Raw genomic sequence first — 26,017 nt, 5'->3', positions numbered from 1 at the left:
GGAGCGTTTAATAACCGATGAGACAACCTGATGAGATGCAAGATGTGACGTTGTTGGGCAACCAGAACGTTAAATATACGTTTGAATACGATCCGGGAATCCTGGAGAACTTTGATAACAAACATCCGTACCGCGATTATTTTGTAAAATTCAACTGCCCGGAGTTCACCAGCCTGTGCCCGATTACGGGTCAGCCGGACTTTGCAACGATCTATATCAGCTACATTCCCGATGTGAAAATGGTCGAGAGTAAATCACTCAAGCTGTACCTGTTCAGCTTCCGTAACCATGGTGATTTCCACGAGGATTGTGTGAATATCATCATGAACGACCTGATCAAGCTGATGGACCCACGCTACATCGAAGTATGGGGCAAATTCACACCGCGCGGCGGCATCTCCATTGACCCGTATACGAACTACGGCAAGCCGGGAACAAAGTACGAGCAGATGGCCGACCACCGCATGATGAATCATGATATGTATCCGGAAACGATTGATAATCGTTAAATCGTTAGGTTCATCTATTCTGTATAAGATAGAATCATAGAATGCCAAAAGCCGAACTCTGCTATATAAGTTGAACTAAGATTATTTACACTGGCACTACGATGACAGAACAACCTTCCAATCGCTGTTATCCCCAGATTTTTTCCATTCCCTTTCCTAAAGGGGAAAATCCGGGGATAAAGGCGAACGCTTCGCTTTTTCAGGTTTTTTCTGTCCTCTCCGTTATCGTGTAAATGATTAATTCAGCTTATATAGCTTAAGAAGTTCGGCTTTTTAGTATAAACCTGTAGAACCTCCTTGTCTCAATCCTAAGCTTGGAGACACTTTCAAGTAGACTGATCGTCCTTTAGTTCTCTGACTTTTTTGACGTAATGTCTCAACATCAGCACACCAATCGATTGAAAAATGATAAATATGACGATGGCAGCAGATAGAGATTTCGGTGCAACATAGACAGCCTGAAACGTTATTACAGCCATATACAAAATATTCATCACCAACTCACGTTTGGCGGATTCATAAGGTGATAAGGATTTCATATCCATCCCTCCTCTATCTTTCTTACACATAAATATGGGTCTTCTTACAGTAGATGCTAAAGTAATACGTTTATTTTGTAAATGTAATGTTAGAAACAAACACCTCAGAAATAAAGTTGAATTCATCAACGTTTTCCCTTGTTCCCCTTGTCGGTCCGATCAATCTATCCTATTATGTAACAATATGCTTACACGCATATATTACAACATCAGGCGCTGATCCCTCGTGACCGCGACCAAAGGAGAATTGTACATGTCTACACAAACCTCATTAACCAAGGACGCCACAGCGCGTTCGAAAGCCCCACCCGGATCGGATGCCCAAAGCACCGTTTACCGGATACTCATTGCCATTAGTTTGGTTCATCTGTTCAATGATTCGATCCAGTCGGTTATTCCCGCCATTTTTCCGATTTTGAAAGACTCTATGCATCTCACGTATACTCAGATCGGATGGATCTCATTTGCTATTAACTTTACCGCATCCATTATGCAGCCTGTTGTAGGCTGGTTTGCTGATAAAAAACCGACACCATCTATCCTGCCCATTGGCATGGGTTTTACATTTACCGGCATGTTGCTGTTGGCTTTCGCCGACAGTTATATGGCTGTCCTGATTTCCGTTATCTTTGTCGGTCTGGGTTCCGCCGCTTTCCATCCGGAAGGCTCACGGGTATCCCATATGGCTGCTGGTCAACGCCGTGGACTGGCACAGTCCATCTTCCAAGTCGGAGGTAACGCTGGGCAATCCCTTGCCCCATTGCTCACACGCTGGATCTTTATCCCGTTTGGACTGTTCGGTGCCATTGGATTTACAGGCATTGCTGCCATGGGAATTGCAGTCCAGATCTACATCGCCCGTTGGTATGGACGTATGCTGCAATCGGGAGGATATCTGCGTAGACAGGCTGCTGCCCGTCGTGCACCCAATCCTGCTTTACGCAAAAAGATTACTGCCGCCATTACGCTATTGATCTTGCTCGTCTTTGTTCGTTCCTGGTATATCGCTTCCATTGGCAGCTTCTATGCGTTTAATCTGAAAGATACTTTTGGATTGTCCACAGAGAACGCGCAGATCTATATCTTCTTGTTCTTGGCTGCCGGAGCACTGGGTACGTTCTTCGGAGGCCCCTTGGCGGATCGATTCGGCAAACGTAACCTGATCTTCCTGTCCATGGCCGGAGCTGCTCCTCTGGCGCTGATGTTGCCTTATGCGAATCTGTTCTGGACAGGCGTACTGCTAACCATTATTGGTTTTATCATGTTATCCAGCTTCTCGGTTACGGTTGTATACGCCCAAATGCTGATTCCAGGCAAAATCGGAACGGTCTCGGGCCTGATCACAGGTCTGGCATTTGGTATGGGAGGTCTGGGCGCACTTGTTCTGGGTAACTGGATTGATGTCTTCGGTGTATCACCGGTGATGCAGATGTGCAGCTTCCTGCCCCTGCTCGGGATCTTCACGTTCCTGCTTCCATCCGATAAATTACTGAATATCTGGGCGAAAGAAAATGGTAGTGAAGAGTAACCTACATTTGTAGTAAATAAAAAGTCTAACCACAACAAAAGGGTTCCCTCCAACTCTGTATTTACAGAGCGGCAGGAACCCTTTTGTTATATTTGTTTTTCTCGAATTTAGCTTAAACCCGTATTACTCCACGTCACACAGGACAACACTGCTACCATGAGCTGTAATCAGTTCCTTCACATCTTCAAATTCAAGGAATACCGTCGCCGTATTTTCCATGGGATGAATTCCGATTTTTTGACCGACTAGATCCTTGTCAAAGACGACGATTACGTTCTTCTGAATATTATTGAGAACCCCCATAGGGTTAACATGCCCTTTTTCCAATCCTAGGAACTCCAACAAATCCTTTTCACTCGCGAAACTGAGTTTACGGCTAGGTATCTTCTCGCTTAAACTTCTCAAATCAACGGACTTCGTTCCAGCAATCGTTACCAGATAATAGTTGCGCTTCTTGTCATCACGTAGAAATAGGTTTTTAACGATATGTTCTGTATGTGGAATTTGATAAGAGAATATTTCCTCCATCGTATATACTGCGGGATGTTCTATACTCTCGTAAACGATATTGTTGCGATCCAAAAGATCATAGAAACCTTGTTTGTTTAACATGTAAAATTCATCTCTTTCAATTAAGTATTCTGCTATAACCTTATTTCAAACGCTGAAGGATCAGCCGTTTTTTGTACAGCATTTTACCTGCTTCGGCTACATCACGGATCGTATTTTTGTTGCTCACCGAACCAAACACCATGCCAGCAATCGGCACGAGTTGGAACAGCTTCTTCCAGCCAAATGATTCACTGTAGGAATTAAACACTTCCCGCCAGCCCTGCATCTGCGATACCACCTCAATGGGTTTGTCCGGATCGTCGTAAGCGGCCAGTTCTTCGATAATCGCTTTCTTGCCTACAATATCAGCGGAAGAGAATTGCAGACATTTGACAATAAAGATGCGCTCCAGCGGTTCGTCTGGATCATAGCCGTAACATAGTGCCATCTCCTGCAGTACCTTCAAGGAAAGCCCCATCACCATCGGAATATCTGCTGCAATGGTTACAATACCACCAAAACCTGTAGCTGCTCCCTGAGCCGCAGCAAACTTCGTTCGACTATCGGTAATGTTATCAGCTACCTGGTCCAGCACCTTAAGTGGCAGATTCTCTACACTATGAATCTTCGCAGTCTCCTCAGCTTCAGCATCATGCTCCAGACGATCGGTCGTGTCCGTCATGGAATAACCGGACTTCTCGGCTTCCTCTTGCAGCAGCTTGGCTACTTTTTTCTTCTGTACGAGGAACTTGCCCCCATTCTGCACATACTGACCCACGTCGTTCAGGGAATCTCCGATCTTCTGTTTCAGCGCTTTAGGCATCACTTTATCCAACATCGCAAAGGGCAAACGCCCGATTTTATCCCAAATAAACAAGTCTTTCTGTTGTTTCTCCCATTTCAAAATCTGTTCAAGTTCCTTGTCCAACGTCTCGCGTGAATCCATATGTGATCCTCCTAATAGGTTGTGTATCGTAATCTGTATCTTTCTCATACGCAGAAATCATCGTTGTGGTTGCTTTGTTTTATATCCAAGACATCTACATTCAGACCGTTCTAACTTATCGTTCACATACAGAAGAGCCCTTAATCAGCATCACTCGCTAACTAAGAGCTCTCGTATTCAAGGTTTCACTACATCTTATTTTGCTTCTGCTACTGCTTTGCCATCTGGAGCTGGAACACCGAAATCAGGTGTGCCATCTTCACGCCAATGAATCACTTGAGCACGGGCGTGACGGTTCGGATCATACAAGGGATCACCCTCGATGTCTTTGTAATTGCGCGCATGATAGATCAGAATATCGGTCTTGCCATCCGGTGATACCGTAAAACTGTTATGGCCCGGACCGTATTGGCCGTTCGCTTCACAAGTCTGGAATACCGGCTCGGGTGATTTCACCCAGCTGGCCGGATCAAGCAAGTTGGCATTTTCATCTGCGGTGAGCAGGCCCATACAATAGTTGTAATCGGTCGCGCTCGCCGAGTATCCAATGAATAACCGTCCATTACGATGCATCACGGCTGCTCCTTCATTGACCTTAAAGCCGATGATCTCCCAATCATACTCTGGCGTAGAGATCATAACCTGTTCGCCGCGTAGCGTCCACGGGTTTTCCATTTCGGAAATGTACAGGTTCGAGTTGCCCACAATATCGGGATCTTTCTGCGCCCACACCAGATAGCGGATTCCCTTATGTTCAAAGGTTGTTGCATCCAGCGCGAATGATTCCCACCGGGTGTAAATCTGCCCTTTTTCTACCCACTCTCCTTCGAGTGGATTCGCGGAATCGTTCTCCAGAACATACATCCGATGATCGAACAGCCCTTCGTTAGTCTCACTGGTGTGAGCCGCAGCGTAGTGTATGTACCATTTGCCATCGATAAAATGAATCTCCGGTGCCCAGATGTTGGCACTCATTGGCCCTGTGTCACGCTTGGTCCAAGCCGTTACAGGCTCAGCATCTCTCAACTCTTCCAACGTCTCTGCTCGCCGGATCTCAATCCGGTCAAAGGCTGGTACGGAAGCGGAAAAATAATAGTAACCATCTGTATGACGGTACACCCACGGATCAGCGCGCTGCTCCAGGATGGGATTAGTAAAGGTAATAGAATCAGTCATGGGAATGCTCCCCTTTCAAATGTTGTTTGGCTCGAAGTTTAGGGATGTAACCCAATTGCGAAAAAGCGAAAACCCTTTTGGGGTGGTGCACAGCGGATTCTCGGGGGTGGCAGGGCCTTGGTGCTCTCTTGTCCTCCGATTTCTTTTCCCACCGCTCTTGGCGGTTGAAATCGGATGCCAAACTCGCTCCTGCGGCTCCTTCCTCCCCCTCACTGCTTGTGCACCATCAGAGCAGTAGCTCGCTCTTTCCGCGCTCGCTGGGTCACAACCTCACTTCGAGCCTTTTTGGTGGCTCGGTCTTATGGGGTTGACCACTTCGCAGGGTCAACTCTCCCCATATTCAGTAAACGATTGGCCTCAGACATAGGCCAGCACAGATGAATCTTGAGTGTCTAAAAGCTGCAACACCTTGGCGTTAGCGCACCTTAACATGCCAGCTTTGTCATACACAGCAGGCGCTCGGGGGTGGCAGGGCCTTGGTGCTCTCTTGTCCTCCTATTTCTTTTCCCACCGCTCTTGGCGGTTGAAATTTCATGCCAAACTCGCTCCTGCGGCTCCTTCCTCCCCCTCACTGCTTGTGCACCCTCGGAGCGGCAGCTCACTCTTACCGCGCTCGCCGGGTTACAACCTCACTTCGAGCCTTTTTTGTTGGCTCGATCTTATGGGGTCGACCGCTTCGCAGGGTCAACTCTCCCCATACTTAGTGCATGATTGGCCTCATACATAGGCCAACTTTGTCATGCACAGCGGACGTTCGGGGGCGGTAGGGCCTTGGTGCTCTCTTGTCCTCCGATTTCTTTTTCCACCACTCCTTGCGGTTGAAATCGGATGCCAAACTCGCTCCTGCGGCTCCTTCCTCCCCCTCTCTGCTTGTGCACCTTCGGAGCAGTCGCTCGCTCTTTTACTGCTCGCTGGTCAACCCCTTATTCCTCCGCAGCGCTGATCTGCTTGCCCCAGACTGCGATGCCGCGGTCATTGAGGCCTGTCACCACCAGCGCGGGTTGGCTTCGTTCCCAGTCCCAGGACGGCAGCAGTTGCAGCTCTTCGGTGGAAGCTCCGCCCCATGGGCTTTCCTTCCACTTCAACGTCAGTGTTTGTTTGCCATCAAATGTCCAGGTTCCTGAACCTTTTTCACTTTTAATTTTACCGTTGCTTGTTAGGGTATAAGGCACGGCTTGAATCTGCCCGTCCACGGACGGATCAAGCGCCATGCCTTCCCACTCCCCGGCAATCATGGACTTCGGAATATCCTGTGTAGTCTCACCTGCGTAACGTTCAGGTGAAACGACAGGCCAGCCCTCCTTGGTCCATAACATTTTGCGTACATGCAGATATGGCCAGTTTTTGTCCGTCTCACCCCGTGCATGATGCACAATATAATAATCGTCTCCGTCCTTCAGAACGGAGTTATGTCCAGGCGCAACCCAGCCCTCGCCTTCTGTGAAGCGGTAACCGCCGAGAATTTTGGTGCCGATCTCATATTGCGGCAGATGATCCGTATCCAGCATGTTCATACCATTCATGTCCGTGTACGGTCCTGTGATTGAATCAGCACGCGCAACCCGCACGTTATAATCTTCGAACAAGGAATCATAGGAGACAAACAGATAATACTTTTTGAACTCCGGGTTATACACAATGTATGGACCTTCCACTGCACCCTCTTCAGTTGCACGATCCCGAGCAGCAATGCGAGTACCATAACCCTCGTCCTTGAATTTCCCGGTGTCGGGATCAAGTGGCGCAATGTAGATTCCGTCAAAGAATGAACCATATACCATCCACGAATTGCCCTCGGCATCCACAATGGGATTGGCATCAATGGCATTTAATTTGTCCTGTTCATTCGCAGAAGTTTTCACAACGAGTCCTTCATCTGTCCATGGACCTTCGGGAGATGAGGATGTCTGAAGACCAATAGCTGACTGGGTACTGCCAAAAGAAGAAGCCGAATAATACATCCGATAGGTATCACCAACCTGAATAACATCCGGTGCCCACAGATTGACCGCACCTGTCCAGTCCAGCGCTTCTTGCGGAATACCCGGCAGAGCTTGACCTACCCACGTCCAGTGGATCAGATCATCTGATTTGCGTACCATGACGCCGGGTTTCGCTTCTCCTGCTACACGAACGTCTGTGGAATAGACGTAGTATCCCTGTTCTGTTTTAATAATGGCCGGATCATGCGCATTGTTCACCGTCCAGCGTGATTCATCGTCCAAAATGGAAGTGTCATACAACTGAGTAGCTTGTGGAGCTTCAGGAAAGACCGGACGGGACACCGTTTCTCCTGCTCCTTCTCCGGAACAACCTGTAGCTCCAACAACCAACAATAACAACATGGAAGCAACCACTCCTTTTCCTGAATTCGACCACCGTCGGAATTTCTTCCGCTGGTTCATCCCTTCACTCCCGAAATCGCAACCGACTCAATAATCTGTTTCTGGAAGATCAGGAAGATGATTAATACAGGTAACAGAGCTACAATCGACGCCGCCATAATAAGCGGGTAATCGGTTTGAATTGCATACGTGGCATTAAAGTTTGCTATAACGAGTTGTAACGTCTGCTTCTCCGGAGAATTCAGATAGATAATTGGTGCCAGATAATCGTTCCAGATGCCCATGAACCATAGAATCAGCTGTGCAGCAATCGCCGGTTTGATGAGCGGGAACGTAATACTGGAGTACAACCGGAAGTAGGAACTTCCATCGATTTTGGCCGCCTCAATAATTGCATCAGGCACACTAAGCAGGTATTGGCGCAGGAAGAAGATCATGATTACGTTACCGAACAGGCCTGGAACGATCAGTGGCAACAGCGTATCCACCCAGCCCAGCTTCGCGAACATGATGAATTGCGGGATCATGACTGTCGGATAAGGAATCATCATGGATGCCAACAACGCGAGAAACAGTTTATTTTTGTGCGGGAATCTTAATTTGGCAAAGGCAAAGGCCGCGATACTGGACGTAAACGTACCCACCACCGTTACACTCACCGCAACAATAAGGCTGTTTTTGATCCCGCTGAGCAGCGGACCAGCTTCCCAGATTTCTTTATACTTACCAAATTGGAATACTTCAGGTATCCACACAGGCGGAAGCGCGAACACATCCTGCTTCTCCTTCAATGAAGTGGACAACATCCAGATCAGTGGTGCAATCATCGCAATCGCACCGATCGCGAGTACGATAAAGATGATCGAGTTCGTTAATTTCCTCTTTTGACTGTAAGACATCTCCGGTTCACTCCTTTCCTTGACAATCAATCCCCATCATAGGCTGATTTTTCATTCATTTTGAATTGCACCAAGGTAATGACAAAAATGAAAATACCAAGAATCATGGCCATCGCTGAGGCATAACCCATCTGCAAGTTACTGAAGGCTTTCTGCCAGATGTAGAAGACGATCGATGCCGAAGAATATTCAGGACCACCCGTAGGCGTCATAATGTTCATCTCGGTGAAGATCTGGGAACCACCAATGATATTCGTAACAATGAGGAAAAAGGTAACCGGCTTCACCATAGGCCAGGTGATATTGCGGAAAATTTGGAACCCATTCGCTCCATCCAGCTCAGCCGCCTCGTAATATGTACGCGATACACTTTGCAGTGCTGCCAGGTACAATAACATTGTGTATCCAAGACCCTTCCACACCGTCATAATAATCAGAGCGGGTTTGACCGTGTCTTTGTTGGCGAGCCAGTTAGGACCTTTAATCCCAAACAGGTCAAGGAACTGGTTTACCAGACCATAATCCCCGTTGTACGCCCAGTTCCACATGATGGACACCGCAGCGAGGGAAGAAATAACCGGAATGTAATAGATTACACGGAATGTCGTGGTGCCGGGAATTTTACGATTCAGACCCATTGCCAGCAACAAAGCCAACAACAGACCAATCGGGATACCGAGCATCAGGAAGAATGTATTAAACATCGCTTTATAGAAGAGATCATCCGTGAGCAGATCCTTGAAGTTGGCCAAACCAATAAAGTTCATCTGTCCCAGTCCGTCCCAATCCGTAAAGGATCCATAAAGGGAGTAGAGGAACGGGAACATGACAAAGATCAGCAATCCAAGAATCGGAGGTAAAATAAACAGATATCCGTACAGCATCTCTTTGCGATACAAGCTCGATTTCGTAATCACGGCGTTCACCCCTGTTTCTAGTATCAGCATGTGGCATTCTTCGATTGAACCTTGCCGATCAACGAATGCCACATGCCCGTATGGAATCCAATAAGTCCCAATACGAATGATGCCAGCAGCATGATTGCAGGCTGCCGGCATCACCCTTTCCTATCTACTATTTCTGAGATTTCTTTTCTTGTTCTACCGCTTTGTCGAGCAGTTTTTGCATTTTCGGTTGTTGCTGCTTCACATAGTCTGCGGCTGTAATCTTGCCATCCAATACCGGCTGGATGTCCGTGAAGAACAGGTCATACCATTCCGCATTGTACGTGTAGTTACCTGGCAGAGCCCTGCCGTAATCTTCAACGATATCAATGAATTCCTGTTTGTTGGCTGGTTTCGTGGATGTATCTTTGGCCCACTCGTCTGCCATATCAAGCAAGTTCGGAATCTGTACCTTGGCATCTACCAGTTGTTGCATGCCTTCCTTCGAAGCCGTAAGGTAGTTCACCAATGCTGCTGCTTCTTCTGGATGTTTCGTTTTCGCGGATACTCCGATTCCCAGAGATCCGATCCACGTTGCCGATTTGCCAGTTGATCCCGCAGGGAATGGCAGCAAATCATAATCAAAAGGCAATTTCTCAAATGTACTCATATCCCATGGGCCTACAGGGAAGAAAGCCATTTCACCTTTCATCCAGCGTTGATACGTATCCAATGTTTGCGCTTCCTCAATGGAAGGTGTAATTTTGTATACGTTCTGCATATCCGCGAAGAATTGCAGCGCTTCAGCGAATTTTGGATCATCAATCGTTACTTTTGTTTTGGGCTCATCCAACCAGTCGCCACCGTTGCTCCATACAAAGGATTGCAGTGCCCACTGTACGTTGAATCCAGTACCGTACACATCCGGTTTACCGTCCCCATTAGTATCCTTGGTCGCTTGCTGGTTCACCTTGATGAACTCTTCCCATGTGTATGGTTTATCCTTGTCAGGGAATGGAATGCCCTCTTTTTCAAACAACGTTTTGTTGTAGCCCAGTGCAAATGGCCCCAGATCCTTCGGCATACCGTAGATATCACCTTGACCTGCCATTTGGCCGTCATAACGATACAGGTCCACGCCGTATTTCCAGATATTATCGAGATCAACATCCGGATTGTTTTCAATATACGAAGTGAGGTTCATCAGCACATTGCTGTTCACATACGCTTTCACGTCGCCCGGATTGATATAAAATACGTCAGGCAAGCTGTTGCCTGTAATTGCCGCTCTCAGCTTGGTTGCATATTGATCCGCAGCCGTTACGATAATTTTGACTTTCACACCCGGATGATCTTCTTCGAATTTCTTGACCACCGCTTGGTATGCTTTCTGCTCATCAGTACCGCCGCGGAACATAAATGTTAACTCCTTGTCCCCACTTGCACCGCTGCTTCCTCCGCAACCTGCGAGTACCAGCGCACTTACCAGCATAAGAAGCATGAATGTGACCCAACTCTTTTTCTTTACCATCTGAACCCCTCCTGATCTGAACTTGTAACCGTATTCAATTGGATGAAATAAGATTTCTGTTGTTAAATTTATCAAATCCAGATCACTTTAGTCAATACTTTTATAAAACATTTTATATTTATATAAAATAAATCAGTATTTCGGCCAGCCATTCGAGTCCCAAAGCAAGTCATTAATCAGCAATTTCGGATTGCCATTATCCTCTGCATCATAGGCATGTCTTGCGATGACATTGCCGTTGTACACGTCCTGACCACCTGGACCTTTCCACTTCACATTGCCTGTATCCAATATCGTTCCGCCACCATTCAGCATATTAACTCCGTTTTTGTCCACATAAGGGCCTGTTATACTGGTCGAACGTCCATAGACCATTTTGTAGGTACTGTTCACCCCTTGGCAGCAAGAATCGATGGAAGCAAACAGGTAATAATAGCCGCCTCGATATACAATACTTGGTCCTTCAATAGCACCTCCGTTATTCGGGCGCGCAGCAATGGAAGTTATACTTCCCGTCGGTTTCATCGTGTTTTTGTCCAGCTTGACAATCTTCAGACCGCTCCAGAAAGAACCGAAGGCCAGCCATGGATTGCCTGAAGCATCAATGACCAGATTCGGATCAATGGCATTATAATTATTGGCGGTCGTGGTTTGAAGCACCAATCCTTCGTCCTTCCATTGGCCTGCACCGATACTGTTCGCAGACGCAAGACCAATTGCAGACCGATTGGAGCCAAAGGTGGAGATCGAATAATAGAGCCATACTTTTCCGTTGTACTGCTCTACGTCCGGTGCCCATACATCCAATCCGCTTTGTCCCGGAACGGCAGAAGCCCACCAGGATGGCTTACTTAAGAAGATTTGTGGAACACGATACCAAGACGATCCATTATCGGATTTCAATACTTGAATGCCCGGGCCGGTTGAAAAGGTGTACCAGGAACTTCCCTCTTTGATAATCGACGGATCATGAACAGCGGTATCTCCGTTCAGATTCCAGAACGCCGCCAAAGCTTTTGACTGACCTGCCAGCAGTAATACCATCACAAGTAATGCCGGTAACGCCAACCGTTTCCACTTAAACCTCTTCACATTGCTTAACTTTTCCAAACCGAACTCCACCTTTCCTGTTCAAATGGTTAATTAGGTTCATGAAGTAATGAATCAATTTAGGTATAATAGGATTATAAAAGCGGTTACATTACATTTCAATGGTATATTTCAAATATATGTGAACTGATTAACACTTATTTTAACTGGAATAGTGGACAAAATATAGATTATATTTTCGTATTTGCGCTATACACAAGGGTTTTGGCTTCTATTTCTCCACCCTTCCCTTCCATGAGGGAATGATTTATAATTATCTGAAATAAAACATATAAATGTGCAAATGTCTGTGTCGAAGACTTTGTTCAGAACGGGGAAAGGAAATCCACCTATGATTTATATTAAAGATCTGATGTCGGGTGTGAATATCTTCAAAGCGCTCAGTTCGGAAATCCGGATTCAGATCATCGAGCTGCTGGCCAAGAACCAAAGTCTTAATCTCAATGATCTTGCAACCAAGCTTGGACTGAGCAATGGCGCTATCACAATGCATATCAAGAAGCTTGAAGAGAGCGGATTGATCGAGATCAACACCGCCGTTGGCAAACATGGAATTCAGAAGATATGTTATCTCAATGAGGAAAAATTGATGGTTGATCTGCGTTCACAGGAGATTAACAATCGTTATGAGGTGGAAATTCAGGTCGGTCATTACAGCGATTATCAGGCTGCACCCACATGTGGTCTCGCTACACGGGACAGCATTGTTGGAGAGTTCGATGATCCGCGGTACTTTGCTGATCCTCTGCGAATTGATGCGGAGATGATCTGGCTGGCTGAAGGTTATCTCGAGTATCGGATTCCAAACTATCTCAAACCTAATCAGTCCTTTAGCGAAATTCAGTTGTCGATGGAACTGGGATCGGAGGCCCCTGGCTTTTGTGACAATTACCCTTCGGATATTTACTTCTATGTCAATGGGATTGAGATTGGCTGCTGGACAAGTCCGGGGGATTTTGGCAATACACGCGGTACCTTCAACCCGGAATGGTGGCCTCCGCACTTGAATCAGTACGGCATGCTGAAGCTGATCCGGATTACACAGGAAGGCAGCTATATCGACGGATGCCGCATCTCGGACGTAACGCTGGACCAGATTGGACTGGATTACAAAAGCGATATTCACTTCCGCATTGCGGTTACGGACGGACCTTTGAACAAACGGGGCTTAACGATCTTTGGTAAAAACTTCGGAAACTATGGACAGAATCTGCTCGCTCGGGTACTTTATAATGTGCAAGAGGAATAGTTGCGAATAAACCGTGTTACACCTAAAAAATCAACAAACAGCCGCCCAGTTAAAAACGGACGGCTGTTTTCATTTTCTGTTACTTCACTTCGTTCAGACGTTCCGCCAAACGGTCCCAGGTTTCCGCAATTCCCTGCAACATCCCCATATCCATGACGGTTTGCAATGCCTCTGCGGATACATACTCTGATCGATTTACGATCTTTGTCTTGCCCCCAAGATCAAAGAATAGCATGGTTACTTCGGTTGTCGGCAGGTTCTCATCTGTGTTGCCTTCGGCATCCGAGAAATAATCGATATAAACAATCCTTTCCGGCTCAACAATTTCCTTATACACACCTTTTCCCCAAGATTCCATACCGTAAAAATCTCCCTGGTTCTCATCCTCACATTTCATGCAGTAATGCCAAACACCGCCTGGTCGAAAATCCACATTACAGACGGGAATGACCCAACCTCTCGGTCCCCACCAGCGCTGAAGATGTTCCGATTCCTTGAACATGCTGAACACAAGCTCACGAGGTGCGTCAAATACACGCTCAAGTACAAGTACCTTTTCATTTTCCACACTCGACACCATTCCGTTGCTTAACATTGTCATTCCTCCTTATAAGTTAGCGAATGCCTATGGTTTGTCTTTCTTACTTTGCAGTTCACGCAAATAATGATCCAGATTGTCAAAACGGTCTTCCATGATGTTCTGAAACGACTGCACCCACTCATCCAACGTTTGAAAAGGTTCTGGACGGAGCTTGTAAATCCTGCGGTTGGCCACGGCCTTTACATCCAAAATGCCATGATCACTGAGCACTTTCAAATGCTTCGAAGCTTGAGGTTGACGTAATCCCAGCTGTTCAGCAATTTCCCCCACAGTAAGAGGACCATCACGTAATAATTCGACGATATGCATACGATTCGGTTCAGCCAAAGCGCCCAGCAAGGCCATATCCATACCCGGATTGTGTCCTGACATGCTGTTCACCTCATTCAGTTAATGTGTATAGGTAGAATCTCATCTCCTTCACCAAAATGTTCTTCTTCCTGATACCCAAATTATACCCCATAAGGAATATTCCCGTAAAGGAATATTATTAAAGTAATCATAACTTTTTTCAAATAGTCCCGAATGTTGCATACTATATCCCGACAGATATACTATTTGAATTTAATTGACAATCTGTAATAATAATCACCAGTGTTACGAATTGGAATAACAGGTGGGGATTATATATGAAATTGGAGCGATTGATCTCAATCATTCCCTGATCATAATTCGCATGATTTTGACTCATTGAGTCTGTCTGTATGTTTTGGGAGATTCGCCAAAGGCTTTCTTAAACTGGCGGGTGAAATAATTACTGTCGTTAAACCCGCATTCATACGAAATTTCCGTAATGGACAGATTCCCGTTTTTCAACAAATGACATGCCTTCTCCAGACGCAACTTTTGCAGATAAGAGATCGGGGTCATCTGATAATAGGATCGGAAAATCCGATTCAAATGCCTTATTGAGATATTCGATTTCCCCGCAATATCCTCCAACGACAGTGGCTCCAGATAATGATCTTCAATAAATGAAATGGCATTTGCCAGATGCATCAGATTATTACCTTCGATCCCTTTCTCCTGCGTATCATATTGCCTCGACAAATAAACAACCATCTCGGTAAGACGTGAGATCAACATCGTCTGATACCCTTGCTGTTTACTCTGATACTCCTCAATCATGAACGATATCAGTGATTCTACATACTCCAGACTGGAAATGGATAACGCCAATTTACTCGGAAAGGAGTGAATATTACGATAAAACGGTTCCAAAACAAACAGCGCCTGGAAGCCGTTAGATTTTCTCAGATCGGGCCCCGCCGAAGCAAGCATCTCGGGACTGAACATAATGTTACAGATCCTAAAATCATGAGGGTCTTTATACGCATGATGGGTGTCGCCATTAATCACAAATGCGTTCCCTTTTTTAATAAAAAATTCCTCGGTGTTCACCACATGAGTTGCATGACCACTCAGAACAATGACAAGTTCCGTAAAGTCCACATGATTATGAAGCTCCATGTCTTGGTCGTGTCCACCATACTGAATGAAAAATGGAAACTGTTGATCTGAAGTAAACCATCTCAAATATGCATTACTCAAAAGCATTCCCCTCCGCAAACCATGTTGGGTTGAATGTCTATATCATGCTATTCCAAGACCGAAAAATCAAGGTTCCATATACTTATAAGCGTTATAATTCGCCTTGTAGCAGGGATTTTCAATGTGTCCAGATCCATACTAAACTCTCACAATGAATAGGAGCATAAATGATGAAATATACCAATCCGGTCATTCCGGGGTTTTACCCAGATCCAAGTATCTGCCGTGTAGATGAAGACTATTATCTGGTAACCAGTACCTTTGAATATTTCCCTGGTGTGCCCATCTTCCACAGCAAAGACCTTGTGAACTGGCGACAGATCGGCCATGTCCTCACAACAACGGAGCAACTCCCTCTAGCGAACGCAGGCAGTTCTGGCGGCATTTTCGCCCCAACACTCCGGTACCATGATGGCTGGTTCTACATGACAACAACCAATGTCAGCGGCGGCGGAAATTTTTATGTACGTAGTATCCAACCCGAGGGACCATGGTCTGCTCCGATTTTTGTTGATCAGGGCGGCATTGATCCCTCTTTTCTCTTTGATGAAGATGGACATGTGTATTTTCAAACGGCCTGTAACGGCGATGAAGGCGAGGGTATCTATCAGTGCGAGATAGACATCACGACCGGAGCCAGACTGACCGATAGTCGATTGATCTGGACTGGAACCGGAGGCGCAGCCCCCGAAGCTCCCCACATGTATCAATTAAACGGCCTCTACTATCTGATGATCGCCGAAGGTGGAACGGAGTATGGTCATATGGAGACCATCGCTCGGAGCACAGAGCCATACGGACCATTTGATCCGTGTCCTCATAATCCGATTCTGTCCAATCGGAGCATGAAATCCAGCATTCATGCAACCGGTCATGCAGACCTTGTCCAGATCCAGGATGGAAGCTGGTGGGCCGTATCTCTTGGTATTCGTCCAGCAGGTTATCCCATGCGGCACCATCTGGGACGCGAAACGTTCCTGGCACCTGTCACGTGGACGGATGAGGGTTGGCCGATGATCGGTGTGAACGGACATATTGAGCCGGAGATGACTGGGCCTTTGTTGGCTGAGTACCCTTGGTCACCTCAGGCTATTCGGGATGATTTTGACGAACCATCATTAGGCATGAACTGGATCTTCTTACGTAATCCGGATCCGGGTAGTTGGGCGCTCACTGAAAATCCCGGGCAGCTCATCCTTCGTGGTCATTCGGTTTCACTCGATGATGGACAAAATCCAGCCTTTGTTGGGCGTCGATTGAGCCATTTCTTATGCAATATGGCCACCGAGCTGCGTTATGAGCCAAATGCGAGCGGTGAGGAAGCTGGATTAACCTTATTTATGAATGATAAATATCATTACGATTTCGCTGTAACACATGTCGATGGGCAGAAGAAAATCATACTACGGCGAACCGTCGGCTCTCTGCGAACCGAACAGGTGCTTGACTGTGACACCGGGCCAGTTGTATTACAAATCAAGGCTGACCGTAATCACTTCACGTTCCTCTACCAGCAAGGTTCATCCGATGCTATCGAAGTGGGTTCAGGGGAAACGCACCTGTTATCTACCGAAGTGGCAAGTGGTTTCACAGGTGTGATGATCGCCATGTACGCTTATGCTCCGTCTGGGGAGTGTACGCCTGCGAGTTACGATTGGTTTGACTATGAACCTCTGGACGAATAATCGTTTTAACTCCTATATTCAGTAATAGAAAATATAATATATGATTAGCTAGAATTATCCCCTTAAAGTAGTTACTCTTTGAAAAGCCTTGTGTGGTAGCATAAGGAAATGAGTGAACTTTGAGGGGATTTTGCTATAGCTGAATCTTTCTTACGGATTGCACTGGAATTTATAAAAGAACCATTGCTTTATTAGAGAAGTTCTCCTAGTATTTTTAGAAGGAACACCCCAGCATCTCCCATCTTGGCAATAGCTTCACTGCCCATATGAGAGCGCTATCGCTGCAGCACGAAAGAAAAACGGGAGGTTGCAGATATGAAATGGAATCACTTCAAGTCCAAGCTTCTGTTTAAGTACACCCTATCCTATATCTCCATTTTCCTTATCCCTCTTGTTATTTTAACCATCATTATTTATCACAATGCTGTGGACACGCTCCGTTCAGAGATTGAACAGACCAATGTCAATCAGCTCACTCAAGCCAAAACTGTCATTGATGATCGCATGAAGGAACTCCAAGACATCGCTTTTCGCATCGCCTACGATGAGCAGTTAACGCGGTATTGGACCCACCATCCGTACTATAGCCGGGAATCCATCGGCGCATTGGTCAAATACAAAGCCACCAGTTCCATTATCGATGAGTTATTCCTGTTCTTCCGTGAAGATGATAACATCTATTCTTCTCAAGGTTCTGAGAACCTGGATGTATTCACTGGCCGCTACAAATTTACTACGTGGAACAAAACGGACATGATCCGGGATTTGAATAACGTACAGTCCCCCACAATACGTCCAGCGGAGCAGGTCGTCCAAGGAACCAGAATACCCAATTCCATGCTGGCATACCTTGTACCGATTGCACCTAACAATACGCCCGCCCATGGAACCGTCATGTACTTGATACACGAGTCCAATCTGACGGGCTTAATTGATTCCATCCTTAGCGACTATCACGGGATGACTTATATTTTCGATAATTTCGGGCAAGTCCTGGCAGCCAATTACAAGGGAGAAATCATATCCGAACAGGAAGTTAACGCTCTGTTTGCTCTTGAACCCGGAACGCACAGCATCTCCTTAAATCAAGAACCACATTCGGTTGTATCCGTTAAATCGGATGCGGGTTGGACTTATGTGACCGCTATGCCCAGCAACCAATTTTTTAGCCGAATCGTTCATATTCGCACCTTTGTTGTTCTTGTTTTCTCCTTCATGGTGGTGATGGGCACGTTCCTCGCCATTATGTTGGCCCGAAGACAGTACCATCCGATTTCAGACTTAATGGAGTTCATTCGGTTGAAAAATGATCCTGATCCATCCTTCACCACCAACGAGCTGGAATGGATCAAGAAAACACTGCATGATTATAGTCAGCGCGTAGATCTTCAGGAGCCCTATGCTCGCAATCATATTTTGCTCATGTTGCTGAAGCACGGTCACACCGGAGATTTCCCCTCTGAGTTTACGGATAAGCTTGGTATACGCTTTAACCGATCCCATTATTTTGTCATGATCATGGGCTGGGAAATGCGCGCTTTTCCTATCGGTGATAACCCCGAGCAACCTACTGTCATGCAGCTGATGAACGATGTGGAGCTGCCGGAGTTCTCTGCTTATGCTTACGGCGTGGAGCTGCCACAGGCAGACCAATTGGCCCTTATCGTGGGATTCGATGCCGAAATTAGGCATGAAGATAACCTGAATACCCGTATCGAGCCTATTGTTGAGAAACTGCAATGGATGGTGACAGAACACACCGGGGTCGCGCCCGCAATCGGGATAGGCAATCGGTACACTTATCCGAAACAGTTGAATCAGTCCTACATCGAGGCCTCGACCGCTCTGGAAGCATCGATGCTGCATGGACAGGGCAGCAGTACATACTTTAACAACCTTTCTGGTTCCGGTGTACAGGATTCTTCCTTCTGGGTCCCTAAGGATGTGTTATTAAAGCTGGTTCAGAGCTTAAAACAAGGCAGCTATGATGTGGCGGTTCAGATGGTATCAACTGCGTTGAATACCCTGAAATCCGAAATGCCGTCTGTACCGTTGCTGCGTTGCATCTGCTTTGATATTCTGAATACAATGCTCAAAACCGCCTCGGAGCTTGGAATCCATCATGTGGTTGATCAGCTTCCAAGAATCACTTCCTACGACTCGTTGGAGGATCTGGAGAAAAAACTAACAGGCCTTGCCGCCGAAATCTGCGCCCATGTCGAGGCAAAGAGTGAGACGGAAGAAAGCTCCCTGATGGATGAAATCGTGGCTTATATCGATGCCAATTTCTCTGATTATGATCTCAGTTTAGGTACGATATCATCGAAATTCACGATCTCTTCATCCTATTTCAGTCGTTCTTTTAAAGAAAAGATCGGCATGAACTTTACTCAATATATCTGGCAGAAACGGATGGATGAGGTCATCCGACTACTGCTGCATACTACCGATCCGTTAAAAGATATCATCACGCGTGTCGGTTACCTGGATACACCAAACTTCATCCGCAAATTCAAAAAAGAGACGGGTTATACCCCAGGGCAATATCGTAAAATGCACCGTCCCAACGGCTCCGCTGATTCCCCTGATGATGATGACGAGGAATGTATTGGATAAATGGAGATGGAGATATCGTCTCTGTGATGGTTACATCTCAGAACAGTAAACAATGTATATAAGAGCGAGTAACAGTGCCTGATTCATTAGACCAAAATAACGCAAACAAAGGGCCGTTCTATACGTCATGAGCATGACGTATAGAACGGCCCCTTCATATGTTTTTAGTCCGTATACATAATCTGATTCGTCGCGACCGGCGGCCTTATCCGATTTTCCCAGCCGAAAGATCCTTCAGCCCTTGATGCACTGCACCCAGCAAACGGTGAGTTGGATCACAGTCGTACTCCCAGAACATGATCCCGGCCAGACCTTGCTCCTTTACGTAATTACATTTGCATTTGATCGATTCTTCATCATCATACGATATGAGGCTGGACCCATTAAACAGAAACGGTGCACAGGCTTCTTCATCCCAATAACGGGTGTAACCATTCTTGTTAATGTACTTCGCTTCCAGTTCGGCAAATGACGGACCGTAGCCGCCTGTGCTACCAGCCATTTGATGGAGCCCGTGGTTTCGGTCAGGGACCTCAGTCCAGATCCGGGAATAGAACGCAGCTCCGATCACAATCTTCTCCTTCGGGACACCAGCGCGAACAAACAGGGTCACGGAAGCATCCGTACTAATTCGAAACAGATCTCCTGTTGGCGTGTACAGATTCGTATGATGTCCGGTCAGAACCTGAAAACCGCCGCGCATATCATAGGTCATCAACTGCACGTAGTCCAGGTACTGCTGCACCTTAGCCATCTCTGTACCATCAACGTAGTATTGATCAGCCCCTGCCGCAATGGTGAGCAGATAATGACGGCCATCCTCTTCTCCCTTGGCACTCAGTGCCTCCCGGATCGTCTTGAGAAGTAAAGTGAAATTCCGTTTATCATCAGGACTGGATGCGATACCAGCTTCACCGTAACAAGGATATTCCCAGTCCAGATCAATCCCGTCAAAAGGAAATTCCTCCAGCACCCTAACCGCCGATGCAGCCATGCTGTCCCTCCCCGCCTGGGTTGAGGCGGCTTCGGAAAAACCGCCTGCGCTCCATCCGCCTACAGACAGCAGCACTGTAAGATTCGGATGCTCCCGCTTGATGTTCTGGATAACGTGACCGTTTTTTAGATGCTCGGTTGTTATTGCATCATTTTTGACATGTCCGAAGGCTATGTTCAGATGTGTTAACTTTGACAGATCCTCATGTGCCATATCGGGGAGAACTGAATCCACAGCATAACCCGCAGCAATATATTTGGTCACTCTCTTCACTCCGATCCGTTCGATGATTGATATATCGCAGCAGCTGTCTGTAAGGCTTCCTTCCCAGTACCAATCTTGTACCCGGAAGCCGAATAACGAACTTGATGCTGAGTATCCAGCACGAACAGATGTGGATAACCCGCTTCATGAGCCGCAGGCTTCGAATTGAAGCCGGACAAGGAAGCATAACTGGAATCTCGTACAAAAACCGTGCGTACAGGCAGTTTTGGATAACCAGCAGGGTCAATGGCAGCGTTCCATTCCATATCTCCGATCATGAGTACGATGGGTATACCCAGCTTATCCAGCGGCTCTGCCAGCTCGCACAGTTCACGAATCAGATGTTTGGTCGGTTCACGCTCCGGTTCAATCCAGGCAGCAATGGCACCCTCCGATCCCAGAAGTTCCTTCAGTTCTACCTCTGAACCATCCAGAAGGGTCAGTATACTTCCTGGCGCCAGTTTACCCAGTACAGGAAATTCAACCTCATTCTCACGATAAGACAATACAACCTCAGTGGTATCTCCAGCGTTCACGGTAAAGTAAACGAAGCGCACTTTTACCGTTCCATCTTTCAGGCGAATGCCTGTCGTTAAGCGATAAGTTCCTGCCTCAACCTCATATGGCTCGCTATAGACATCCGTACTGCCATAAGGATAAATCAACGTCTTGTAGACGCCTTCTTCCAGACGGGCAAACGAGAAGTTTTCGAAATAGGATGCTTCAGGTGTATCCTGCAAAGCTTTTATATCCCTATGAAGTTGGAGCATTCCCCAGCTTGTGCTCTCCTGAGTTAGAGGTGAGGTGAGACTAAATACTGCATCCTCCCAGCCTCTGTCACTTAGGTACTGTGGTTTCTGTGCACTCGGATGTAATCGGGCCGGAATACCCAAACTGCGACATACAGCCACAAACAAAATATCCAGCGACTGAGAGTCTCCCTTCATTAGACTAAACGTCCCTATTGGATTCCCTTTACCTTTTAGATTAGGAAGATCTTCAGAGTATTCATATTGCTGTTCCAGCATTCGGGCAAGTGTCGAGGGATTCTCCCTGAACGCTGCCGCCTCTGCCGAAAAGGCATTCTGGAATACACCTCGATAAGGGACCAGCATCTCATAGGAGATCCGCGGACACAGGATGTATCTCACAAACGTATCTTCCGCCCATGATCCTTGCTGCGAAAGCGTACCGACCAGATGATCGTCCAGCGTCTGACGAAAGGTATCAATTAAATCTTTTTCATTCATCGACTCCAGCAACCGGAGCGGCCACTCACCGTATGGATTGGAACGTTCCTCTAGGAAAGCTGCAATTTCCCGGCTGTTCCCCCGTGCCTTGCGGAGAATATCCCATACACGTACCGAGGGCAGTCCAACCTTTTTAGCCAGCGAGACAGCTTCCTCCTCACTCAGGAACGTGTCCTCATACTCGCTCCGGGTCTGCGTTCCTTCCTCCAGACGACGATTATGAATCTCAATCTTCTCTTCCGGTAATGCAACCACGACCTCTCCCTCCCTTTCCGGAGGAGGAACCATATCGAAATCTACAATCCCTGTAGGCTGCTCTGATGAGTCCAGCACAAGCTCTACATGATCGTTTCCCTGAGCCTTGAATAGGATCTCACTCCACTTGCCACCGCTGACCGCACGAATCAAAAGGTCACCACAGCCAGTCTTAAAGGTCGCTTCCCCTTGTGCATCCGTCCTAATTTCGGCAATCGGATAGAATTCAGCCGTATTGTACAGCTCAAAACGAACACTCGCGCCGGGTACAGCCTCTCCCTGCTCATTTTTCACCTTCACATAGATGTTGCGTGTGGGCGCATAGTTCTCAAGCAAATTAATTTCCGTATATCCCTTTTCGGAGAGCGTAATATCCTCCGGTCCGGGATAGTCGGCATAGATTCTCGTATTAATCAGCATGGCCCTGCGGGATGGAGGACTGAACCACCCTTGATTCAGACGGGCTTCCGGCTCGCATGCCCCGATGTAATACCATTGACCTTCTGCCCAAGCTTCTACCCAAGCATGATTACTATCACAGTGAGCCCAGCGCGGCGTGTAGACCTGGCGGGCTGGTATGCCGATGCTGCGAAGAGCGGCCACTGCCAGCGTGGATTCTTCGCCGCATCGTCCGCGAGCATTCCGGATCATCGTCAGCGGTGATATCGTGCGCAGATCGCTGCCAATATAGGTCGCTTTCTCATGACACCAGTAATTGGTCTCCAAAATTGCATCTGCCATGGATAAGTTATTAGTTCGCTCGGCTAATTCGTCATACAATAAGCCGCGGTAATCTTCAATATTTTCCGTATTTATCCGATAAGGCAGCACAAAATGAAGAAACAAATGATCCGGAACACGTTCTCCCCAAGGCACACGTTTACGGGTGTCCAAAGCCTGGCGCACATGGCTCAAGAACAAGTCCCCGTTATAATCAGCCATGTCATTTACCGGCATATAGGCATAGACATACTTCAATGCCCATGTCTCTTCTTGTGTTAGCTCCTGCTGAAAAATATGAAACAACTCCGATTTGCGGGCCTCTGCAAAACGTACCTTCTCCTGGAACTTCTGCTCGATCCTCTCCAATGACTGTGCATCAAGGGAAAATACCAAGGTTTGCCTGGTCATAGCGTTCTCACTCCTTCCACAGCTTTCCGTCTTCCCGAATACAGATCAAGGCCGTGCCGTCCGAAGAAGGCGCAGTAATCTGGAACAGGCTGCGAGTCGTTTCAATAACAGGATTACAGCTCAACAATTCCTCACCCATAAGCAACTTCATATCTTGGGTAAATTCACCGTGCTTTTCATAATAATTACGTTCACGGTAATAAAGCTTGCGAAGCTCCCATTTGATTCGTTCGTCTTCAGGCAACTCAAACGACTGATCCGTGCCGTCATACGAGAATACAACATAACCCCACAACTCCGGGTAATGCATGTTGATGATGCCCATGGGTGACCACACCCAGTTGTCCTCCGGATAAGGTTTGCCCGTATCTGGATTCAGCACCTTGCGGTACTCACCGTCCTGTACCTCGGTCTGCCACTCCACACGCGAGAAGTTGACGCGCCAGAACTCACCCGGCGCAGGTGGACGGTTTCCTTCGGCACATTCCTTTAGACTGGTCCAGGGAATCGCGACTTCCACGCTCCATTTCCGGTTCTCTGCACCAGGTCTGTTCAGTTCCCCATCGATATATACGGCCGTCTTGAGACCGCTAATATCCCAACCGTTAACCGGAGGCCCACCATCCCGATACGGCTTCACTAATAACAGGTCCCATACCGTATTGAGCGCATTGATCTCGAACTCATAATATTGATGGGAATCCCCGTCGGGATCGATAAAAATCTCGAAGTCATTGTCATAGAAAATAACGGAATCACGTTCAGTCAGGGTAGCCCAGATCTGATCTTCAATCAGCTCGGCAGCAAAATAGAAATAGTCGTCATCCCACAGCATTTTTACCCGTGTCTGTTTCTCTGGCTTCGGACGAAGATCACCTTCGATATCAACGAAATCCTCCGTCCAATGAGCCGCATTCCAAAATGCCTTATCCACACGACCGTCTAACATCAACGGTTCCTGCGCACGCTTGCATATATAATGTTTGGGAGCATACTCAATCCTGGGTTCTGGCACTCCACTTCTGTTCATGTTACTCTCTCCAATTCGTAAGGGAGGGCATGCTTCTACCAGCACACACCCTCCCCGTAATGGTTAGTTATGGGTGACAACGGCTCCAGAGCCGCCGTACATTTCCAGCTCCTCATTGAATTCGATCTTAAGAACGGTCACCTGTTGATGCGTGTCCTCCGGGGTCATCTTGATCCACGTTGTCCCCGGGATATTGAACCAAGGCACGCCCCCATGAATCTCATGATTAAGCTCTTTGCCCGAATGCAGCACGGTAATTTTCTTGATCGGATTGCAGAGACCTTTGATGCACACATTCTCTTTTGGATCGTCATACACAAACAGGTACAGCGTCTTTCGATCCTCGGATACGGTGCTTCCCCCCAGATAATAGCGAGGCATAATGCCTTCACCCGTACCGAAGACGGCCTCTTCATGGGTTCGGATCCAAGCTCCCAGTCCAAGCAGAATATCCTCCTGCCTCTGATCGATGGTGCCATCTTCATGCGGACCGATATCCAGTAACATATTACCGCCCATCGAAATGCAGTCACAGAACATTCGAATGATCTGATTTAACGATTTGTATTTATGATCTGTTGGCACATAACCCCAAGATGTGTTGATCGTGGTGCAGAATTCCCAGGGTCCCTCCGGTCTTGTAATCGGAATGCCCTGCTCAGGCGTTTTGTAATCCCCATAACCTTGAAGGCGGGAGTTGATGATGATATCCGGGTTAAAGGATTGCAGGTAATGCTTGAAGTCCGGCAGATTCCACTGCTGGGCACTCCGTTCCCAGTCCCCATCAAACCATAGCAGATCTACCTTTCCGTAATTTGTTAAAATCTCTCCCAGTTGATGGTTATTGAATTGCAGGAACTTCTGCCACTTTGCCTGATCTTGAACACCGTCCACAGGACTTGAATGCCGGTTGACACTACTGAGATCCTCCGGTACTTTTCCACCTTCATACACGCTAGGATAATCCGGGTGTGACCAATCAATGAGCGAGTAATACATCCCCAGATGAATGCCCTTTTCCCGAATCGCTTGCGCATATTCCTTCACAATGTCACGATTCGCTGGTGTCTGTTTGACAACATTGAGATCGCTATATTGCGTATCCCATAGAGCAACGCCATCATGATGCTTCGTTGTTAACACGGCATACCGGGCACCAGACTTCTCAATCAGGTCCGCCCACTTCTCTGCATTGAATTCCGATGCCGTAAAACCATCCAACTGTTTCATATATTCTTCATAGGATATCCTGCCATTATAGAAGGACCAGGATTCCGCTACCCCGTCCACCGCATAGATGCCATAGTGGATGAATATCCCCAGTTTGGCTTCTTGAAACCATTTCTGCATAACGGTTCACACCTCCCCCGAG

The 26,017-nt window shown here is 47.1% G+C and carries 21 protein-coding genes; 5 read left to right on the top strand and 16 right to left on the bottom strand.

Features of this window, described 5'->3' with window-relative positions; all coding sequences use genetic code 11:
• Positions 1 to 17: 17 nt before the first annotated feature.
• Positions 18 to 509, top strand: coding sequence for a preQ(1) synthase (queF, locus tag BS614_RS09925; RefSeq protein ID WP_036668798.1), 492 nt, complete (start codon positions 18 to 20; stop codon positions 507 to 509).
• Positions 510 to 835: 326 nt separating this feature from the next.
• Here the strand turns inward: queF and BS614_RS09920 are convergent, their stop codons facing one another.
• Positions 836 to 1,048, bottom strand: a complete 213-nt coding sequence (locus BS614_RS09920; protein WP_074093862.1) for a hypothetical protein — start codon at positions 1,046 to 1,048, stop codon at positions 836 to 838.
• A 253-nt stretch (positions 1,049 to 1,301) separates the two neighbouring features.
• On the opposite strand from BS614_RS09920, the gene BS614_RS09915 reads away from it, so the two are divergent.
• Positions 1,302 to 2,576, top strand: a complete 1,275-nt coding sequence (locus BS614_RS09915; RefSeq protein WP_074093861.1) for an MFS transporter — start codon at positions 1,302 to 1,304, stop codon at positions 2,574 to 2,576.
• A 123-nt stretch (positions 2,577 to 2,699) separates the two neighbouring features.
• Here BS614_RS09915 and BS614_RS09910 read toward each other — a convergent pair whose 3' ends face one another.
• The 8 genes from BS614_RS09910 to abnA all read right to left on the bottom strand — a co-directional run bounded on the left by BS614_RS09910 (position 2,700) and on the right by abnA (position 11,953).
• Positions 2,700 to 3,188, bottom strand: a complete 489-nt coding sequence (locus BS614_RS09910) for a prolyl-tRNA synthetase associated domain-containing protein (protein WP_074093860.1) — start codon at positions 3,186 to 3,188, stop codon at positions 2,700 to 2,702.
• Positions 3,189 to 3,228: 40 nt separating this feature from the next.
• Positions 3,229 to 4,074 (bottom strand): EcsC family protein, encoded by an 846-nt coding sequence (locus BS614_RS09905; protein WP_084174474.1) that lies wholly within the window; start codon positions 4,072 to 4,074, stop codon positions 3,229 to 3,231.
• A gap of 195 nt (positions 4,075 to 4,269) precedes the next feature.
• Entirely contained in the window at positions 4,270 to 5,250 is a 981-nt protein-coding gene (locus BS614_RS09900) for a glycoside hydrolase family 43 protein (protein WP_074093858.1), read from the bottom strand.
• 923 nt (positions 5,251 to 6,173) lie between these two features.
• Positions 6,174 to 7,595, bottom strand: coding sequence for an arabinan endo-1,5-alpha-L-arabinosidase (locus tag BS614_RS09895; RefSeq protein WP_074096773.1), 1,422 nt, complete (start codon positions 7,593 to 7,595; stop codon positions 6,174 to 6,176).
• A gap of 56 nt (positions 7,596 to 7,651) precedes the next feature.
• The gene (locus BS614_RS09890; RefSeq protein WP_036611483.1) at positions 7,652 to 8,494 is read right to left on the bottom strand and encodes a carbohydrate ABC transporter permease; all 843 of its coding nucleotides are present in this window, start codon (positions 8,492 to 8,494) and stop codon (positions 7,652 to 7,654) included.
• Positions 8,495 to 8,520: 26 nt separating this feature from the next.
• Positions 8,521 to 9,411 (bottom strand): carbohydrate ABC transporter permease, encoded by an 891-nt coding sequence (locus BS614_RS09885; protein ID WP_036611613.1) that lies wholly within the window; start codon positions 9,409 to 9,411, stop codon positions 8,521 to 8,523.
• A 157-nt stretch (positions 9,412 to 9,568) separates the two neighbouring features.
• On the bottom strand, positions 9,569 to 10,909 hold the full coding sequence (locus BS614_RS09880; protein ID WP_074093857.1) for an ABC transporter substrate-binding protein: 1,341 nt from the start codon (positions 10,907 to 10,909) through the stop codon (positions 9,569 to 9,571).
• 132 nt (positions 10,910 to 11,041) lie between these two features.
• A complete protein-coding gene (abnA, locus tag BS614_RS09875) occupies positions 11,042 to 11,953 on the bottom strand; it encodes an arabinan endo-1,5-alpha-L-arabinosidase AbnA (protein ID WP_074096772.1) in 912 nt (303 codons plus the stop codon).
• 397 nt (positions 11,954 to 12,350) lie between these two features.
• Between abnA and BS614_RS09870 the strand changes: the two genes are divergently transcribed.
• Complete coding sequence (locus BS614_RS09870; protein ID WP_017690213.1) at positions 12,351 to 13,268, top strand: ArsR/SmtB family transcription factor; 918 nt, start codon at positions 12,351 to 12,353, stop codon at positions 13,266 to 13,268.
• Between the two features lie 79 nt (positions 13,269 to 13,347).
• On the opposite strand, the gene BS614_RS09865 is transcribed toward BS614_RS09870, so the two are convergent.
• From BS614_RS09865 to BS614_RS09855, 3 genes are all read right to left on the bottom strand, one after another.
• Entirely contained in the window at positions 13,348 to 13,863 is a 516-nt protein-coding gene (locus tag BS614_RS09865; RefSeq protein WP_074093856.1) for an SRPBCC domain-containing protein, read from the bottom strand.
• A gap of 30 nt (positions 13,864 to 13,893) precedes the next feature.
• On the bottom strand, positions 13,894 to 14,241 hold the full coding sequence (locus BS614_RS09860) for an ArsR/SmtB family transcription factor (protein WP_074093855.1): 348 nt from the start codon (positions 14,239 to 14,241) through the stop codon (positions 13,894 to 13,896).
• 315 nt (positions 14,242 to 14,556) lie between these two features.
• Positions 14,557 to 15,426, bottom strand: a complete 870-nt coding sequence (locus BS614_RS09855) for a helix-turn-helix domain-containing protein (RefSeq protein ID WP_425320271.1) — start codon at positions 15,424 to 15,426, stop codon at positions 14,557 to 14,559.
• Between the two features lie 164 nt (positions 15,427 to 15,590).
• Here BS614_RS09855 and BS614_RS09850 point away from each other — a divergent pair, with 164 nt between their 5' ends.
• Entirely contained in the window at positions 15,591 to 17,105 is a 1,515-nt protein-coding gene (locus BS614_RS09850; protein ID WP_074093853.1) for a glycoside hydrolase family 43 protein, read from the top strand.
• 315 nt (positions 17,106 to 17,420) lie between these two features.
• A complete protein-coding gene (locus tag BS614_RS09845; RefSeq protein ID WP_074093852.1) occupies positions 17,421 to 19,721 on the top strand; it encodes a helix-turn-helix domain-containing protein in 2,301 nt (766 codons plus the stop codon).
• A gap of 205 nt (positions 19,722 to 19,926) precedes the next feature.
• On the opposite strand, the gene BS614_RS09840 is transcribed toward BS614_RS09845, so the two are convergent.
• The 4 genes from BS614_RS09840 to BS614_RS09825 all read right to left on the bottom strand — a co-directional run bounded on the left by BS614_RS09840 (position 19,927) and on the right by BS614_RS09825 (position 25,995).
• The gene (locus BS614_RS09840; RefSeq protein WP_074093851.1) at positions 19,927 to 20,979 is read right to left on the bottom strand and encodes a glycoside hydrolase family 18 protein; all 1,053 of its coding nucleotides are present in this window, start codon (positions 20,977 to 20,979) and stop codon (positions 19,927 to 19,929) included.
• 5 nt (positions 20,980 to 20,984) lie between these two features.
• Positions 20,985 to 23,615 (bottom strand): transglutaminase family protein, encoded by a 2,631-nt coding sequence (locus BS614_RS09835; RefSeq protein ID WP_074093850.1) that lies wholly within the window; start codon positions 23,613 to 23,615, stop codon positions 20,985 to 20,987.
• A gap of 7 nt (positions 23,616 to 23,622) precedes the next feature.
• Positions 23,623 to 24,645 carry a carbohydrate-binding family 9-like protein gene (locus BS614_RS09830; protein WP_074093849.1) on the bottom strand — a complete coding sequence of 341 codons (1,023 nt, stop codon included), beginning with the start codon at positions 24,643 to 24,645 and terminating at the stop codon, positions 23,623 to 23,625.
• A 63-nt stretch (positions 24,646 to 24,708) separates the two neighbouring features.
• Positions 24,709 to 25,995, bottom strand: coding sequence for an alpha-L-fucosidase (locus tag BS614_RS09825; RefSeq protein ID WP_074093848.1), 1,287 nt, complete (start codon positions 25,993 to 25,995; stop codon positions 24,709 to 24,711).
• Positions 25,996 to 26,017 lie beyond the last annotated feature (22 nt).

Origin of the sequence: Paenibacillus xylanexedens, from assembly GCF_001908275.1 — a bacterium.
Lineage (GTDB): Bacteria > Bacillota > Bacilli > Paenibacillales > Paenibacillaceae > Paenibacillus > Paenibacillus xylanexedens_A.
Note: the sequence above shows the minus strand (reverse complement) of the source record. Positions and strands in the feature narration are given on the sequence as shown.